Origin of the sequence: Limnobacter alexandrii (assembly GCF_005871185.1) — a bacterium.
GTDB lineage: Bacteria > Pseudomonadota > Gammaproteobacteria > Burkholderiales > Burkholderiaceae_B > Limnobacter > Limnobacter alexandrii.
Window position 1 is genome coordinate 1,087,755 of the sequence record NZ_SWKN01000006.1, and the last position, 14,683, is coordinate 1,102,437.

At 53.7% G+C, this 14,683-nt stretch carries 11 protein-coding genes; 5 read left to right on the forward strand and 6 right to left on the reverse strand.

What is annotated here, in order from left to right; genetic code table 11:
* Nucleotides 1–12: 12 nt before the first annotated feature.
* On the forward strand, nucleotides 13–2,073 hold the full coding sequence (locus tag FCS97_RS05430) for a site-specific recombinase (protein ID WP_138517269.1): 2,061 nt from the start codon (nucleotides 13–15) through the stop codon (nucleotides 2,071–2,073).
* Nucleotides 2,074–2,075: 2 nt separating this feature from the next.
* On the opposite strand, the gene FCS97_RS05435 is transcribed toward FCS97_RS05430, so the two are convergent.
* Nucleotides 2,076–2,636 (reverse strand): cob(I)yrinic acid a,c-diamide adenosyltransferase, encoded by a 561-nt coding sequence (locus FCS97_RS05435; protein WP_138517271.1) that lies wholly within the window; start codon nucleotides 2,634–2,636, stop codon nucleotides 2,076–2,078.
* 267 nt (nucleotides 2,637–2,903) lie between these two features.
* Here FCS97_RS05435 and thiC point away from each other — a divergent pair, with 267 nt between their 5' ends.
* Complete coding sequence (gene thiC, locus FCS97_RS05440; RefSeq protein WP_138517273.1) at nucleotides 2,904–4,820, forward strand: phosphomethylpyrimidine synthase ThiC; 1,917 nt, start codon at nucleotides 2,904–2,906, stop codon at nucleotides 4,818–4,820.
* A 264-nt stretch (nucleotides 4,821–5,084) separates the two neighbouring features.
* Complete coding sequence (locus tag FCS97_RS05445; RefSeq protein ID WP_138517275.1) at nucleotides 5,085–6,392, forward strand: hemolysin family protein; 1,308 nt, start codon at nucleotides 5,085–5,087, stop codon at nucleotides 6,390–6,392.
* Between the two features lie 65 nt (nucleotides 6,393–6,457).
* Here the strand turns inward: FCS97_RS05445 and FCS97_RS05450 are convergent, their stop codons facing one another.
* The 3 genes from FCS97_RS05450 to FCS97_RS05460 all read right to left on the reverse strand — a co-directional run bounded on the left by FCS97_RS05450 (nucleotide 6,458) and on the right by FCS97_RS05460 (nucleotide 8,653).
* Complete coding sequence (locus tag FCS97_RS05450) at nucleotides 6,458–7,603, reverse strand: CsgG/HfaB family protein (RefSeq protein ID WP_138517277.1); 1,146 nt, start codon at nucleotides 7,601–7,603, stop codon at nucleotides 6,458–6,460.
* 43 nt (nucleotides 7,604–7,646) lie between these two features.
* Nucleotides 7,647–7,967 carry a hypothetical protein gene (locus FCS97_RS05455; protein WP_138517278.1) on the reverse strand — a complete coding sequence of 107 codons (321 nt, stop codon included), beginning with the start codon at nucleotides 7,965–7,967 and terminating at the stop codon, nucleotides 7,647–7,649.
* Nucleotides 7,968–8,065: 98 nt separating this feature from the next.
* A complete protein-coding gene (locus FCS97_RS05460) occupies nucleotides 8,066–8,653 on the reverse strand; it encodes a hypothetical protein (RefSeq protein WP_138517280.1) in 588 nt (195 codons plus the stop codon).
* 209 nt (nucleotides 8,654–8,862) lie between these two features.
* Between FCS97_RS05460 and nadA the strand changes: the two genes are divergently transcribed.
* Nucleotides 8,863–10,014: a quinolinate synthase NadA gene (nadA, locus tag FCS97_RS05465; RefSeq protein WP_425460735.1), complete on the forward strand. Its 1,152-nt coding sequence runs from the start codon at nucleotides 8,863–8,865 to the stop codon at nucleotides 10,012–10,014.
* On the forward strand, nucleotides 10,011–10,877 hold the full coding sequence (nadC, locus tag FCS97_RS05470; RefSeq protein WP_138517282.1) for a carboxylating nicotinate-nucleotide diphosphorylase: 867 nt from the start codon (nucleotides 10,011–10,013) through the stop codon (nucleotides 10,875–10,877). The genes nadA and nadC overlap by 4 nt, the downstream gene beginning before the upstream one ends.
* 8 nt (nucleotides 10,878–10,885) lie before the next feature.
* Here the strand turns inward: nadC and nadB are convergent, their stop codons facing one another.
* Together nadB and FCS97_RS05480 are read right to left on the reverse strand one after the other, a co-directional pair.
* The gene (gene nadB / locus FCS97_RS05475) at nucleotides 10,886–12,487 is read right to left on the reverse strand and encodes an L-aspartate oxidase (RefSeq protein WP_138517284.1); all 1,602 of its coding nucleotides are present in this window, start codon (nucleotides 12,485–12,487) and stop codon (nucleotides 10,886–10,888) included.
* A gap of 105 nt (nucleotides 12,488–12,592) precedes the next feature.
* Nucleotides 12,593–14,596: a putative bifunctional diguanylate cyclase/phosphodiesterase gene (locus FCS97_RS05480; protein WP_138517287.1), complete on the reverse strand. Its 2,004-nt coding sequence runs from the start codon at nucleotides 14,594–14,596 to the stop codon at nucleotides 12,593–12,595.
* Nucleotides 14,597–14,683: the final 87 nt, after the last annotated feature.

The window sequence follows — 14,683 nt, forward strand, 5'->3', positions numbered from 1 at the left end:
GGTATTCAGAATATGGCAACGAACCCAAATTACAACATTCGAGGTGCGCTGCTGACCATCCTCAACGGGATGGGGCCAGACAACGAGCACGAGGCGGACATTGCCCACCTGTGCCACCTCATGGAATGGTTTCGAGAAGGGGCTCCAGGCTCGGATTTCGAAATAGAGCGGCGATTCACCATGCTGGTGGAGGCGCTTGAGCAGTCCAATGACCTGCGCGTGCAGGTCAAGGGCTATCTTGAACAATTCCTGAAAGAATCACGTTACCGCTACACCTTCGCCGAACTGGGCATTCTGGGCAATGAAACATTTGGCCAGGCCATGAAAAACCGGGTTTTTCAGCGTTTGCTTCCTGCCACGGTGGAAGACAAAACCGTGCGCGAATCCCTCAGCTTGATGTTCACCAAACCCGACGACCATGAATGGCTGGAATCCATTGGTGTGGAAAGCTGGACACGTCTGTTTCATGTGCTGGAGTGGCTTAACCCGGCCATGCCTTTGTGGAAACGAATCCAGCATGAAATGCTCGAAGCCATGGAAATGCTGGCGGTGCGCATTGCTGCTTTGGGCATTGATTCAGAAGTGGTGCGTTGCCTGGGTATTTCAGAGCGGCACACGTCCCCTTTTGTTGAGCAGCACCTGGAATTGCGCAGCATGATTGCTCAGGCTCACGAAAAACTCAGCAATATGGAGTCCCTGAATGATTTGGGCGACCACCTGGATGTGTTGCTGGACCAGTGTCAGGGGCAAATCAAGAAAGCGTATGCACAGGCACGTGCCCAAGGTATTTCAGTCACCTTGAGTATGCAGTTGATTCGGCTTGAGCAGTCAATCAACCGCATGCGGCGGCTGTTGCAACTCTTGGGCGCTTTGCCGACTGAGAACCGGGTGGCCACCTGCGTTCAGTTTTTTTGCAACTTGACCAAAGAAGAAAACCGCAAACATTCCATCACCGATTTGTGGCGTGGTTTGACTGACAAGTTGGCTTTGCGCATCACCGAGCATGCGAGCCAGTCTGGTGAAAAATACGCCACTGAAACGCGTTCGGAATACTGGAAAATGGCCAGAGCAGCCATGGGTGCGGGTGTCATTATTGCACTGCTGTCCTTGTTTAAAGCCGGAATTTCAAGCTGGGAATTGCCACCCTTTTGGGAGGCCGTATTTTTCAGCCTGAATTACGGCATTGGCTTTGTGATCATTCACCTGTTGGGGTTCACCATTGCCACCAAGCAGCCCGCCATGACTGCTGCCAGAATTGCAGCGGCTGTTGATGCGGCCAATGGGCGATTAAGCTCTGCTGACCGGGTGGCCGATTTGATTACCCAAGTTGCACGTACTCAATTCATTGCCATTTGGGGCAATGTGTTGCCAGCATTCGCGACGGCCACCGTGGTGGCTGTGGGGCTTACCTTACTGCTTGGCGAACCACCCATTGCGGCAGAGAAGGGCGAGAAAATGTTGATGGAACTGAACCCGTTGCTGTCAGCTGCGCTACCGCATGCGGCCATTGCGGGCATATTCCTCTTTTTGGCGGGTGTGATCTCGGGTTATTACGACAACTTGTCGATCTATCACCGCATTCCCGACAGAATTCGGAAAGTGCCTTGGCTGCGCAAACGCTTGGGTGTGGTTCGTGCCAACAAACTGGCCGATTACTTGAGCAAAAACACAGGCGCCTTGGCAGGTAATTTTTTCTTCGGCTGTATGTTGGGCTCGGCTGGTTTTGTGGGCCTTATTCTTGGTTTGCCAATTGATATTCGCCACATTACGTTCTCGGCGGCCAATATGGCGTATGGTCTTCAAGCACAGGAATTCATGTTGAGTGGGTTCGAGGTCGCCGTTGCGGCCTTGGGGGTTTTCCTGATCGGCATGGTGAACCTTGCGGTCAGCTTTAGCCTGGCGTTTTTCACTGCCTTGCGGGCACGCGGCGTGCGCAAGCTGGAAAGCCTTTCCCTGGCTGGGCGAATCGTCAAACGGTTTTTCACGAGCCCGGGTGAGTTTTTCTATCCCCCCAAGGACGCAGGCCCCGCAGACGCCGCCTCGGCAAGCACTGCCAAGCCCGAGCCCAAATAGACTTACTCTTGAGGTCGGTTGAATCCTTTTTTCCACTGCACATCCCGAACACCTTTTTTGTGGTGAATCCAGCGCGAGGCGACAAACAGGAAGTCGGACAAGCGATTCATGTACAAAAGCAGGTCTTCGGGCAGCTTTTGCTGTTGGTTCAGGTCAACCAGCACCCGCTCCGCCCTGCGGCAAACAGTGCGCGCAACGTGGGTGTACGCAGAGGCCTTGCTGCCGCCCGGCAAAATAAACTCTTCCAAGCGGGGCAGGGGTTCATTGAATTCCTTGATTAAGTCCTCCAGCCGCGCCACCGCTTGCGGCGGAAATACATCAAAACCCGGCATGCACAGGGCTGCGCCCAAGTCGAACAGGTCATGCTGAATGCGGGTCAGTTCGGTGGCCAGGCGTTCAGGCAAGGCCTCAGTCAGTATCAAACCAATGTGGCTGTTCAATTCGTCGACATCGCCCATGGCATGAACGCGAAGGTCGTTTTTCGCCAAACGGCTGCCGTCGGCCAGGCCAGTGGTGCCATCGTCGCCGGTGCGGGTGGTGATTGAACTGAGTCTGTTGCCCATTGAATTGCGTGATCCGAGAAAGTTGAACAAAAAGAGCGCCTTGTGCAAACCGCGTATTGAGGTGCGGCACCGGCGAGCCTATACTTTGAGCTTATTGAAGTTTAACGCAGGGGTCCTGGCAAATTGTTGCCGGGTGAGAAAAACCCTCACACCTGTGCAGATAATGCTGTTTGCAGGAAGCGTTTCACTGGCTTTGCTCCAAGGGCTTGGCTGGGTGGAATGTTCATGCACCCGGCCCAACACGATTCACGCCCGACAGGAGTATTCATGAGCGCCAATCCAGACTTTCTAGCCGCAACCGCCAAGGTTGACGAAGCCGCGGTCAAACCACTTCCAAATTCCCGCAAGGTGTATGTGCAGGGCTCCCGGCCCGACATTCAGGTGCCGATGCGTGAAATTTCGCAAGACGACACACCCACCTCCTTCGGTGGCGAGAAAAATCCACCAATTTACGTGTACGACTGCTCGGGGATTTACACCGACCCCGATGCGAAAATCGATATTCGTTCAGGTCTTCCTGCCATTCGCAATGCCTGGATTGAAGAGCGAAACGACACCGAGTTGCTGAGTGGCCCCAGTTCTGCATATGGCATTGAGCGCCTGAACGACCCCAAGCTGACCGAGTTGCGTTTCAATTTGCAGCGCAAACCCCGCAAGGCCAAGGCCGGCAAAAACGTGACTCAAATGCATTACGCACGCCAAGGCATTGTTACGCCTGAAATGGAATACGTGGCGATTCGCGAGAACTTGCGCCGCCAGGAGTACATTGAAAGCCTGAAGCACGCGGGCGGTAAAATTGGTGCCAAAATGGTTGACCTGCTGACACGCCAACATCCGGGTGAATCATTTGGTGCCTCGATTCCTGAGCAAATCACGCCTGAGTTTGTGCGTGATGAAATTGCCCGTGGCCGCGCGATTATTCCTGCCAACATCAATCACCCTGAAATTGAGCCGATGATTATCGGTCGCAATTTTCTGGTGAAAATCAATGCCAACATCGGTAACTCTGCGGTTTCATCGTCCATCGGTGAGGAAGTGGAAAAAATGACCTGGGCTATTCGTTGGGGTGGCGACACGGTCATGGACTTGTCCACAGGCAAGCACATTCATGAAACCCGCGAATGGATTTTGCGCAACAGCCCGGTGCCCATCGGCACGGTGCCGATTTACCAGGCTTTGGAAAAGGTCAACGGCAAGGCTGAAGACCTGACCTGGGAAGTTTTCCGCGACACGCTGATTGAGCAGGCGGAGCAGGGCGTGGACTATTTCACCATTCACGCCGGTGTGCGCCTGGCCTATGTGCCCATGACCGCCAGCCGCATGACCGGCATTGTGTCTCGTGGTGGCTCAATCATGGCGAAATGGTGTCTGGCGCACCACAAGGAAAGCTTCCTGTACGAGCATTTCGAAGACATTTGCGAAATCATGAAGGCCTACGATGTCAGCTTCTCGCTGGGCGACGGCCTGCGCCCCGGTTCAGTGTGGGATGCGAACGATGAGGCGCAATTGAGCGAGCTTCGCACCTTGGGTGAGTTGACGCAAATTGCCTGGAAGCACGATGTGCAGGTGATGATTGAAGGCCCGGGCCATGTGCCCATGCAGTTGATCAAAGAAAACATGGACATTCAGTTGAAGGAATGCCACGAGGCACCTTTCTACACGCTTGGCCCATTGACCACCGACATCGCCCCGGGCTACGACCACATCACCAGCGGCATTGGCGCTGCACAAATTGGTTGGTACGGTTGTGCCATGCTGTGTTACGTCACCCCCAAAGAACACCTGGGCTTGCCCAACAAGAAAGATGTGAAAGACGGCATCATCACTTACAAAATTGCGGCACATGCCGCTGATTTGGCCAAAGGCCACCCCGGTGCTCAAATTCGGGATAACGCGCTTTCCAAAGCCCGTTTCGAATTCCGCTGGGACGATCAGTTCAATTTGGGGCTGGACCCTGACACGGCCCGTGAATTCCACGATGAAACCCTTCCCAAGCAGAGCATGAAGGTGGCGCATTTCTGCTCCATGTGCGGTCCGCACTTCTGTTCCATGAAAATTACCCAAGACGTGCGCGAGTATGCAGAGAAACTGGGTGTTTCCGAAAAAGACGCCCTGAGCAAGGGAATGGAAGAGAAATCCATCGAGTTCATCAAGAAAGGGTCTGAGATTTACCACAAGACCTGATTTTTAAAAGAAAAATTGACACCGCCCCCTCGTCTTTGTACGATTAGGCGGTGTTTTTTTCTTACAGGAGTGCTCGGGCCTTTCCCGACTGTCTATGGATAGTTCCAGTTGTCGAAGTTGCTCTAACTTCACCACGCCTTTATTGGCAACCCCCCCCAACGCATTCGTTGCGCACCAATCTTCCCGGTCCTTCCAGCCAGACAACGCTAGATCAAGCATAGCGCCTGTCGAAATCGTCTCGCCTGTAGCGCATGGAGAATTCACATGGAAGTGCTGATACTGATCGGATTGATTGTTTTGAATGGTCTTTTTGCGATGTCTGAAATCGCGCTGGTTACTGCCAGAAAGGCCCGTTTGGTGAAGTTGGCTGCAGAAGGCGACAAAGCGGCGGCAGTTGCGGTAAAGTTGGCCGAAGATCCCACCAAGTTTCTTTCCACGGTGCAAATTGGTATTACGTCGATTGGCGTGCTCAGCGGTATCGTGGGTGAGGCTGTATTGGCCAAGCCTTTGGCGCTGTGGCTGCAAAGTTTTGGTCTCGACGTTGCCACCACCGATGTGGTGTCTACCGCCATTGTGGTGGTTGGCGTAACTTACGTGGCCATTGTCATTGGCGAACTGGTGCCCAAGCGTTTGGGACAAATCAGTCCGGAAGTGATTGCACGCCTGGTAGCCCGGCCGATGCAAGTTCTGGCAATTGCCACTCGGCCCTTCGTGGTGTTTTTGTCTTTCTCTACCCGTGGCCTGCTGCGTATCATGGGTGTGAAGGAGAACACCGACAACGGCGTGACTGAGGAAGAAATTCATGCCATGTTGGACGAGGGTTCTGTTTCTGGCGTAATTGAAAGCAGCGAACACACCATGCTGCGCAATGTGTTCCGCTTGGACGATCGCCAGCTTGGCTCACTCATGATTCCCCGTTCCGATGTGTTGTACCTGGACATTCGCCTGCCTCAGGAAGAAAACCTGAAGCGGGTGATTGAATCGGAGTATTCCAGGTTTCCCGTGGTCGATGGCAATTTGGACAACCTGATTGGCGTAATTCATGCCAAGCAGGCCTTGGCCTATGCCGCGCAGGGCAAAATGCCCGACTTTTCCACCAATTTGCAGCAGTGTGTATTTGTGCCCGAAACCCTCACGGGTATGGAGCTGTTGACCCAGTTCCGCAGCAACAACATGGACATTGCCTTTGTGATCGACGAGTACGGCGAACTGGAAGGCATTGTGACCCTGCACGATTTGATGGAAGCCCTCACCGGTGAATTCACGCCGCACAACAAGGAGGATTCCTGGGCGGTTCAGCGTGAAGATGGTTCTTGGTTGCTGGACGGTGCCATTGCCATTCTGGAACTGAAGGACACTTTGAACATCAAGAGTGTGCCAGAGGAAGAAAAAGGCCGTTACCACACTTTGAGTGGCATGGTGATGTTGTTGACAGGGCGCTTGCCTGCAACCGGAGACACTGTCGACTGGGATGGTTGGCGTTTTGAAGTGGTGGACATGGACCAAAAACGAATCGACAAGATTTTGGCTTCACCCATCAAGGAAGCAGAACAGGTCGACGAATCGGCCTAAGCGCCAAGCCGACGAGAAGAAAGCCTCAGTGAATGCTGAGGCTTTTTTTTTATTCGCGTACATTCTTACCGGATTTGTGGGCGACTACCCCAGAGCAGTTTTTCCTGCATTTCGCGCGTGGTGTTGCTCGTTGATTCTTGCGATGCACCGGCACTATTGCCACTGCCAAAGAGGCCTTTTAGTTCAGTAACTTCACTTTGTGACGATGCGCCCGCGGTGCTGCTGCCAGCTTCCCGAATGATTTCACCGGTGTAGGGGTCGATCAAAATGTTGGGGTCTTGTTTTGACGGCATTGCAGCAGGTGGTGGCGTTAAAACAATCGGATTCAATTTTTGTTTGACGGGTGTGCTGTCTGCAGCTTGATTGCTGCGCAGTTCGCTTGGCTTCGCGGCGCTAAGCCGAGCACAACTTTGCGCCGACAAATTGTTCATCTCGGTCAACATGTTGAACACCGCATGTTCAATCACCATGCGAACGCCTTTTTGAATGGGCTCCTGCGTGCGTTCGGCAGCGTTGATGTCGACCAATCCATCACTGAACAGCCGGAAGTAACCACCATTCAATTCAGTGCCAATAATCTGTTTCTGAAGACTTTGTACATTGATGACTTCAAGTGTTTTTGTGTTCACAACACGCAAATCTACAGCGACATTCATGACGAAATAGCGCGCTGCCGCGCCAATGAATCGGATCGATGACTCCAGGCTGCCACTGCGAATGTTGTAGTTCACCTCGGTGATGCCACCCACGATGTGATAGTCCGACCCTGGCAGCGAACCCGAAAAGATTTGCCGATGTGCTTTGCTCTCAGGATTGTCTGTGATCAGTTTGTTGTCGGCATATTTCAGTTCCATGTCGGCAATCGACGGGTCGAATCGCTCGACCATTGGTACCCCTGTTTTCGCCAATGCGGAAATGACCATCAGGGCGGCGCCCTGTGTAATGCGCTTGCCGTTGACCAGGTCTTCTTTGCCCGTGAAGTCGCTCACCCGGCCCACTGCAAATCGTTTGGCACTGGGTCCTCGGCCACCCACCAAGGGTTTCAGGCATTCAAGCGCCGGGCTGTAGCGCGTGGTGTTTTCTACGACGCTTGCGCCGTCGAAGGGGCTGACATACTCCGCTTCACTAAAGGAGGGTAGTGTGGTACATGCACTGATCGATGCAGCCAGCACCGAGATGAATGCAAATTTTGGAAGCGGGTAGCGGGACATAGTAGACCTTTGTTTATTCAGTATCGGTGAGTGACTTCAGTGCTCAGAAGCCGCCGTCGATGGATGCGTTTTGAGAGCCGTTGTTAATTTGGGTGGCATTAATGACCACCGTGTTGTTGTTGCCTTCCGTTTGCACATTGATCAGGTTGCCGATTGCGGTGGCGGCAAATCCCCAGCCAGGGGAGTCGACCTGGGTGCGATTGAAGTTGGCGTCGCGGCGGGTGCCAGCGGGTGAGTCAATGTCGGTGACGCTGCGCATGCCGAAAGGCGTTTCGAATGAGCTGACATTGCCTTCAAAGGTTTGTGCGTGTGCGCTGCCAAGGCCCAGGGCTAAAGTGGCAATACAAAGCTTGAGTAATTTCATTCGATGGTTTCCTTGATCTTTCTGGATGGGACTTGTGGGGTGAGTTTGCCCCAAGCGACCTTTGGCTGTAGGTTGTCGCTTGGGGCTGGAAAGTTCAATTAAGGGCGCACGCCGCCAATGGAAATGTTGTTGCCCACTGCTGTTGCAGAGGCGGTCAGGCGGGTAGGGTCCCAGCTATATTCGGCCAAAGCCACGTTGTCGCTGACGTTGCACTGGGCCACCGACAACTCAGCCAGGCTGGTGTTGTCCAGATTCAGGCTGAAGTTATTGCCAATAGAAACAGCCTCGATGAGTACTTCGCCGGTTTTGGAGGTGCTGCGTTGTGACAAGTTGACAGAGGCCAGCTGGTCGCCATAGTTGCTTTGGGAAATGTGGCGAACAGGCGCTGTGGATGTGGAACTGAGTGAAATGGCAATGTTGTTGCCCACGGCCTGTGCGGAGCCGGTGATGTTGCCATTGTCGCGCATGACCACATTTTTCAGGTCAACGATTGCTGCATTCGTACCGGTGTTGCTTTGGATAATGATGCCGTTGTGGTTTTCGCTCAGGTAGTAGCTGCTGTCGAATTCAATGTTGGCGTCGACTTCAACTTGACAGTCGTTGCCTTGACAGGTGGCAGAGGCTACCGAGTGCATGGACAGCAAGGCGGCAAGAATGGATAAGGATTTGAGTGATTGCTTCAACATGAAGAGTGCTCCGGGAATGTTGATAGGGGCTAAAGTTGACATCGCGCTTCGAGCAATTTGACGATTGGCGTTGTCGCATTAATCAAAATGCTCCCTTTGAGTGACTGGGCATACTTGAAAGTTCAGATCGCCCTTCGTTCTGGATTTGCGGGATTTTCCGCATTCAAGCGAGTAAAATATGGTTTTACCTGTCACCACCCGAGCGTTCAGTGAATCAAGTAGACATCAAGCCTGTTGAGTTCGATTTGCCATCCCAGGCCAGCCCTGCTACCAGTTGTAAACCTGCTCAAGCGTGGGCCCGCGTGCCCCAGCAGCCGGGGCCTGAAGAAAGGGCTGACCTGAAAGCGGAAATCAGGGCTTTGCTCAAAGCACGCGATGCTGTGCTGGTTGCGCATTACTACGTGGATGCTGAATTGCAGGATTTGGCCGAGGAAACCGGTGGTTGTGTGTCTGATTCACTGGAAATGGCGCGTTTTGGACGCGAGAGCAAGCAGCAAAACCTGGTGGTGGCTGGTGTGCGATTCATGGGTGAAACCAGCAAAATTCTGAATCCCGAAAAACGCGTTTTCATGCCTGATCTGGATGCAACCTGCTCACTCGATCTGGGGTGCCCCTCGGAAGAGTTCAATGCATTTTGCGACCAGCATCCAGACCGAAAAGTGGTGGTGTATGCCAACACCAGTGCAGCCGTGAAGGCGCGTGCTGACTGGATGGTCACGTCAAGCATTGCATTGGACATTGTCGGCCACTTGCATGCGCAGGGACAAAAGCTGATTTGGGCGCCCGATCGCCATTTGGGGCAGTACATTCAAAAACAGACTGGTGCCGATATGCTGCTGTGGCAGGGCTCATGCTTGGTGCATGACGAGTTCAAGGCCGAAGAGCTAAAAATGTTGAAAGCTCAACACCCGCAAGCCATGGTATTGGTACACCCGGAATCGCCTGCCGATGTGGTTGCGCTGGCGGATGTGGTGGGTTCTACCACGCAATTGATCAAGGCGACGCAAACCCCGGGTGTGGACACCTACATTGTGGCGACTGACAACGGTATTCTTCACAAAATGCGACAGTTTGCACCTGGTAAAACATTGATTGAAGCGCCCACTGCCGGCAATTCAGCCACCTGTAAAAGCTGTGCCCATTGCCCCTGGATGGCCATGAATGGTTTGAAAAACCTGCGCGATGTTTTGAAGACCGGGTTTGACACCGGGTTGGGTGAAGTGCAGGTTGACCCAGCCTTGGGCAAGCAAGCCTTCCGTTGCATTGATCGTATGCTGGATTTCGCGAAAACGCATGGTATTTCCGGGCCACGTGGTCAGGGTCGCCTGGAACAGGCGCACAAGGGAGTGGGGCCAGCATGAGTCGTTCGGAACTGTTCCAATCGTTTGGGCCTGCGCTTGAACTGGCGTTGCTGAAGAATGTGCACGACGCCATTGCCGAGGACATGGGCAATACGGACTGGACAGGGTTGTTGGTGCCAGATGGCAAGCGTTGCAAAGCGCAGCTGTTGTGCCGTGACAAGGCTGTGGTGTGTGGGCAGGACTGGTTCAATGGTGTGTTCAATGCCCTGTGTGCGGATGCCTTGGTGCGCTGGCAAGTGCCAGAGGGGCAGGAAGTGCAGCCCGGCACCGTGGTGTGTGAAATTGATGCGCATGCCCGCCCTTTACTGACGGCTGAGCGTTCTGCGATGAATTATTTGCAGCTGCTTTCGGCTGTGGCCACGCGTACCCGCCATTTCGTGCGTTTGATTGAAGGGACCAAGGCGTCTATTCTGGATACCCGAAAAACCCTGCCAGGCATGCGTTTGGCCCAGAAGTATGCCGTACGTGTGGGTGGTGGTTTGAATCAGCGACTGGCCTTGTACGATGGCATTTTGATCAAGGAAAACCACATTGCTGCTGCTGGAGGCATTGCCCCGGTGCTGGCCAATGCGGATGCCTTGGGTGCGCCGCATGTGAGTGTGCAAATTGAAGTGGAAAGTTTGGTTCAGCTTGAGGAGGCTTTGCAGGCTGGCGCCAAGTCGGTGCTGCTGGATAATTTTGGTCTTGAAGCCATGCGTGTGGCAGTCGAATTGAACAAAGGCCGCGCCATTCTTGAAGCTTCAGGTGGTGTGAATGAGCACACTGTGCGCGCGATCGCAGAAACTGGTGTGGATCGAATTTCGATTGGATCGCTCACGAAAGACATTACGGCAGTTGATTACTCCTTGCGGGTGTTGGACTAAGTCCCAAGCTACTTCTTCTTGGGCCGATGCAACACCGTGGGGAATGCCTTGGGCAGCGTGCCCGGGTAGTCGGCACTGAAGTGCAAACCACGGCTTTCCTTGCGACTGAGTGCACTGGTCACGATCAAGTCGGCCACATCGACCAAATTGCGCAGTTCCAGCAAATCGCGGCTGACCCGGAAATTGCTGTAAAACTCGGAAATCTCCTCTCGAAGTAATTGAATGCGGTGCTGTGCACGCTCTAGGCGTTTGTCGGTTCTTACAATGCCCACGTAGTTCCACATGGTCTGGCGCAGTTCTGCCCAGTTGTGGGAAATCACAACCTCTTCATCGGGATCGGTCACACGGCTTTCGTCCCAGTCGGGCAGGCCCATGGTTTCGCGGTGAGGTTTGGTCAGAATGTGGTTGGCTGCCGCTTGCCCCAAGACGACACATTCAAGCAGGCTGTTGCTGGCCAAACGGTTGGCACCGTGTAAGCCTGTGTAGGCGGTTTCGCCCACGGCATACAGGCCGGGAATGTCAGTGCGGGCATTGTGATCGGTCACAACGCCGCCACAGGTGTAGTGCGCCGCGGGTACCACTGGAATGCCTTGCTTGGTGATGTCGATGCCCAGTTCAAGGCAGCGTTTGTAAATGGTCGGGAAGTGTTTTTTCAACTTTTCAGCCGGTTCGTGGCTGATGTCCAGGTACACGCAATCCAGGCCGCGTTTTTTCATTTCAAAGTCGATGGCGCGGGCTACTACATCGCGCGGGGCAAGTTCGGCGCGTTCATCATGTTCCGGCATGAAGCGTGTGCCATCGGGCAATTTCAACAGGCCGCCTTCACCACGCACCGCCTCGGTGATCAAGAAGCTTTTGGCATAGGGGTGGTACAGGCAGGTGGGGTGAAACTGGATGAATTCCATATTGGAAATTCGGCACCCTGCACGCCAGGCCATGGCAATGCCGTCACCTGTCGCTGTGTCGGGGTTGGTCGTGTAGTTGTACACTTTGCCCGCACCGCCACAGGCCAGCACAATGTAGGGGCAGGTCAGGGTGAGCACGCGTTGCGATTGCTCGTCCAGAACATAAGCACCCAAAATACCGGCCTTTTTCTCGCTCAGCCGGTCGCCGGTGATCAGGTCGATCACCATGTGGTGTTCAAACAATTGAATGTTGGGGTGGTTGCGTGCTTTGGCTTCCAGCGTGGTTTGAACGGCATCGCCTGTTGCATCGGCCACATGAAGGATTCGTCGGCGGCTGTGGCCACCTTCCCGTGTCAGGTGAAATCCGTTGGGTTCGGTGTTGCTGGGGCCTTCTTCGTCTTCGCGAGAAAAGGGCACACCCTGTTCCACCAGCCAGTCGATGGATTTTGATGCATTTTCAAGAATGAATTGAACCGCATCTCGTTCACACAGGCCTCCGCCCGCCACCAGAGTGTCTTGCACGTGTTCGGCAACGCTGTCAGCCGGGTCGCGCACAGCGGCGATGCCACCCTGTGCCCAGCGGCTGGCGGAGTCGGACACCGAGCGTTTGCAAATAATGGCCACTTTAAGCTTGTCTGCCAATTGCAGTGCAGTGGTGAGTCCTGCCAAGCCACTGCCAATGATGGCGACGTCAAACTGTTTCATTTTCACGGTGATGCTTTGGGTGTGTGAATAGTCATGTTCACATCATATCGAAGCAGGGGGTGCTCGGGTCAAATGCAGCCAGATTTGATGCGCTATTTGAATTGTTTAGAGTTGTTGAACCAGCTGGTCGTGGTTGCCAACCAGGTGTTTCAGTTTGAATTCTTCAAAGGAAATGGGTTTGGACAACCAGAAACCTTGCACATAGTCGGCCCCCAGCTTTTTAACCAGCTCATATTCAGCCTCTGTTTCCACCCCTTCGGTGGTGACCAGCAGGCCCATGATATGTCCCATTTCGATGGTTGATTCGAGAATGATTTGCCCATCGGTGTCCACATCCGCACCTTGTATCAGCGAGCGGTCAATTTTCAGTTCTGTGACTGGGAAACGCTTCAGATAAGCCAAGGAGGAATAACCCGTTCCGAAGTCATCGATTGAAATCTGGAAACCCATGTTGGCAAGCTGCTTCAAGATGTCGAGCGCTTGTTCGGGGTCTCTCATTGCAGCGCTTTCCGTGATCTCAAGCACAATGTGGCGCGCTGCGTCTGGCCGTTGCTGGTGAAGATGCTGCATGAAATCAATCAGGCTGAAGTCTTCTAGATCCATGGCGGACAGGTTGACTGACAACCTCATGTTTTGATTGGCACACAGATTGATGATGGCATAGGTTTGACTTAGAACAAATCGACTTATGTCGCGGATCATGCCGGTTTGCTCGGCGAGTTCAATGAATGCCCCTGGCGCGATCAAACCGTGTTTCGGGTGATTCCAGCGCAACAGTACTTCCGCCTGGTTGATGCTGCCGGTGCGCAGGTTCAGCTTGGGTTGAAAAAACAGGCAAAACTCCTCGTCGGTGATGGCTTTGCGCAATTGGGCAATCAGCTCCAGCCGGTTGGCTGAGCGTTGCTCCAGGCGTGGTTCAAACACTATGCTGGCCTGACGGGTTTTCTTGGCCAGTTGACGGGCAATTTCTGCACGTCGCATCAGGGTTTCGGGGCATTGGCCATGCTCTGGGTAATGCGCAAGGCCGGCGTGGCTTTGAATGTCCAGTTGATAGTTTTGAACACGCAGCGAGCCGTGGAGCATTCGTTTCAAGGTGTATTTCTTTAGCATGTTTTCCAGCAAGGCCCTGGGCAAAAGCATGCAGAAAATATTGCCTTCAAGCCGCGCAATGACCAAGTTTTCCCGGCAAATTCGGCTGGCTTTGCGCGCCACCTTGATCAGCACTTTGTCGGCGACATCATGGCCCAGCACTTCATTGATATTGTCCAGGTTATCGACGCCCCAAATCACGATGCTTAATGCCTCGCGCGCACTTTGAGTGCGCTCTCGTAGGGCAAGTGTCAGGTAGGCGCGGTTGTCCAGTCCGGTTAACTGGTCTTTGTACGCCGTGCGCCGAATCACTTTGTCGCGTTCCTGCAGGCTTTTTGCCATGTGGTTGAAGGTGAACGCAAGTTGATTGATTTCACCAATTGAACTGTGGGGAAGTCGCCAATCGTAATTGCCATCGGCCATGAGTTGTGCGCTGGCTGTGATTTCCCCCAAGGGTTTGGTAATGGAGCGGCTGATCCAGCGACTGAACAAGGCACTGATGAGCAACACCAGGATGGCGAGACCAAGCGCATCCTCCACATTCATGTTGGGAAGCAAAGCGTCTGGAGTGTAGCTTGCCCACAGGGTGATGTCCTGGTTTGCGGTTTGCCCAGCCGGTACGGTGGTTTGAAGGGCATGCAGGCGAATGCCGTTTTCACATTGAAAGTGATGAATTTCCAGTCGTGAAGTGATGGGCTCGGCACTGCATCCTTTGGGCCAGTGAAGCGTGGTCCGGGCGCTTTCCAGCGTGTCTTGATGGTAGTAAACCGGCGTCATTGCCAGCGAGTGATCCTGGCTCGGCGAATGATTAAGAGAGATGGCCTGGGCTTTGGCGCTGAGTATTTGATCGATGCGCGCGGCTTGCTGTGTGCTGAACTGATTGCTCAATATGGCATAAATGCACAGGGATAGCGCGACCAAAGCTGTGACGCAAACCAGCAAGGTGCGTGAATTGAGCGAGATAACAGCGCTGTTGGCGACATGTGCACGCAACGGTCCGTTTTTTTGCAATAAAAGCATGCCGTGTTGAATTTGCAGGGATGAACCTGATTAAAGCAAATTCAGCCAAGGCAGGGCATACCGCAAGAGGGGAGGTCAGTTTGAACC

What these genes read in the sequence shown, in the direction of transcription:
- FCS97_RS05430 (WP_138517269.1), top strand. Translation starts at nt 13, where the DNA reads ATGGCAACGAACCCAAATTACAACATTCGAGGTGCGCTGCTGACCATC.
- FCS97_RS05435 (WP_138517271.1), bottom strand. Translation starts at nt 2,636, where the DNA reads ATGGGCAACAGACTCAGTTCAATCACCACCCGCACCGGCGACGATGGC.
- thiC (WP_138517273.1), top strand. Translation starts at nt 2,904, where the DNA reads ATGAGCGCCAATCCAGACTTTCTAGCCGCAACCGCCAAGGTTGACGAA.
- FCS97_RS05445 (WP_138517275.1), top strand. Translation starts at nt 5,085, where the DNA reads ATGGAAGTGCTGATACTGATCGGATTGATTGTTTTGAATGGTCTTTTT.
- FCS97_RS05450 (WP_138517277.1), bottom strand. Translation starts at nt 7,603, where the DNA reads ATGTCCCGCTACCCGCTTCCAAAATTTGCATTCATCTCGGTGCTGGCT.
- FCS97_RS05455 (WP_138517278.1), bottom strand. Translation starts at nt 7,967, where the DNA reads ATGAAATTACTCAAGCTTTGTATTGCCACTTTAGCCCTGGGCCTTGGC.
- FCS97_RS05460 (WP_138517280.1), bottom strand. Translation starts at nt 8,653, where the DNA reads ATGTTGAAGCAATCACTCAAATCCTTATCCATTCTTGCCGCCTTGCTG.
- nadC (WP_138517282.1), top strand. Translation starts at nt 10,011, where the DNA reads ATGAGTCGTTCGGAACTGTTCCAATCGTTTGGGCCTGCGCTTGAACTG.
- nadB (WP_138517284.1), bottom strand. Translation starts at nt 12,487, where the DNA reads ATGAAACAGTTTGACGTCGCCATCATTGGCAGTGGCTTGGCAGGACTC.
- FCS97_RS05480 (WP_138517287.1), bottom strand. Translation starts at nt 14,596, where the DNA reads ATGCTTTTATTGCAAAAAAACGGACCGTTGCGTGCACATGTCGCCAAC.